This is a genomic window from Lapillicoccus sp., from assembly GCF_036559105.1.
Lineage (GTDB): Bacteria > Actinomycetota > Actinomycetes > Actinomycetales > Dermatophilaceae > Lapillicoccus.
In genome coordinates, this window is the sequence record NZ_DATBTV010000016.1 from 1 (window position 1) to 2,025 (window position 2,025).

Here is a 2,025-nt window from a genome sequence, read left to right on the forward strand (position 1 = left end):
GGACGTCATCGTCATCGGCGGTGGCGACACCGGGGCCGACTGCATCGGCACCGCGCACCGGCAGGGTGCGCGCTCGGTGACGAGCCTGGAGATCATGCCCCAGCCGGGCGAGGACCGTCCCTCCGGCCAGCCGTGGCCGACGTACCCGATGCTTTTCCGGATCGCGTCGGCGCACGAGGAGGGCGGCGAGCGGGTGTATGCCGCGTCGACCAAGGAGATCCTCGGCGAGGACGGCAAGGTCAGCGGGATCCGGGTCGTCGACGTGCGGATGGGTGAGCGCGGGTTCGAGGAGGTCGAAGGCACTGAGCGGGTCCTGCCGGCACAGTTGATCCTGCTCGCGATGGGCTTCCTGGGGCCGCAGGGCGCGGGGGTCGTCGAGCAGCTCGGAGTGGACCTCGACCAGCGGTCGAACGTGCAGCGCGACGCGGACTTCATGTCTTCCGTCCCGGGCGTTTTCGTGGCCGGCGACGCCGGCCGGGGACAGTCGCTGATCGTGTGGGCCATCGCCGAAGGCCGTTCTGCCGCAGCGGGAGTCGACCGGTTCCTCACCGGCGACTCGGCACTACCGCGACCCGTCAACCCGACGGACCGTCCGCTCGTCGTCTAGGGCTGTCCGCAGAGTGACCGGGGTCACGTTCCGCAGCGCCGACCGCTAGGGTCGAGTGCATGCGCCGCGCGAAGATCGTCTGCACCCTCGGCCCTGCTGTCGCCTCGCCTGAACGCATCCGGGAGCTCGTCACCGCGGGCATGGACGTCGCAAGGTTGAACCTTTCGCACGGCGCCTACTCCGACCACGAGGCGATCTATCGCCACATCCGGGCGGCCAGCGACGAGAGCGGCCACGCGGTCGGCATACTCGTCGACCTTCAAGGTCCCAAGATCCGCACGGCGAGGTTCAAGGACGGCCCGGTGGAGCTCGCCGTGGGTGACGTCTTCACCATCACCACTCGTGAGGTCGACGGCGACAAGGTCGAGGTGGGCACCACCTACAAGGGCCTGCCCGGTGACGTCCACGTCGGGGACATGTTGTTGATCGACGACGGCAAGGTGGCCCTCGAGGCCACCGAGGTGACCGACACCGACGTCCGAACCGTGGTGCGCGTCCCGGGGACGGTGTCCAACAACAAGGGCATCAACCTGCCCGGGGTCGCGGTCTCGGTCCCGGCCCTGTCCGAGAAGGACAAGGACGACCTGCGCTGGGCGCTGGGGCTACGGGCGGACATGATCGCCCTGTCGTTCGTGCGGTCCGCCAAGGACCTCGACGACGTCTACGAGGTGATGGACGAGGTCGGCGTCCGCCTGCCGGTGATCGCCAAGATCGAGAAGCCGCAGGCCGTGGACAATCTCGAGGAGATCATCGCCGCGTTCGACGGCGTCATGGTGGCCCGCGGCGACCTCGGCGTCGAGCTGCCGCTCGAAGAGGTCCCGATCGTCCAGAAGCGGGCCATCGAGATCGCACGGCGCCAGGCGAAGCCCGTCATCGTGGCCACGCAGGTGCTGGAGTCGATGATCGAGAACCCGCGACCGACCCGCGCCGAGGCGTCCGACGCCGCCAACGCCGTGCTCGACGGTGCGGATGCGTTGATGCTGTCGGGCGAGACCAGCGTCGGCGCGCATCCGATCGAGGCCGTCGAGATGATGGCGCGGATCATCGAGAGCACCGAGGAGCACGGGCTCGAGCGCATCGCGCCGCTGGGCACGCGCCCGCACACCATGGGGGGAGCGGTGTCTGCGGCGGCTGTCGAGATCGGCGAGCTGCTCGGGGTCAAGTACCTCATCACATTCAGCCAGTCCGGCGACACCGCCAAGCGGATGTCGCGGATCCGACCGCGGATCCCCATGCTCGCCTTCACCCCGGAGCAGCACACGCGCTCGAGGCTGGCGCTGGCCTGGGGGATCGAGACGTTCCTCGTGCCCATGGCGCGGCATACCGACCAGATGGCGCGCCAGGTCGACCTGACCCTGCTGGCCAACGGCCGAGCCAAGGAGGGCGACCTGGTCGTGATCGTCGCCGGGTCCCCGCCC

Annotated in this window: 2 protein-coding genes; both read left to right on the top strand. The window is 69.4% G+C overall.

Annotated features, from left to right (window positions below; genetic code table 11):
• On the top strand, positions 1-607 hold a 607-nt coding region (locus VIG79_RS02365; RefSeq protein WP_331881651.1), incomplete at its 5' end, for an FAD-dependent oxidoreductase.
• A gap of 59 nt (positions 608-666) precedes the next feature.
• A partial coding sequence (pyk, locus tag VIG79_RS02370; RefSeq protein ID WP_331881654.1) for a pyruvate kinase occupies positions 667-2,025 on the top strand: 1,359 nt, incomplete at its 3' end.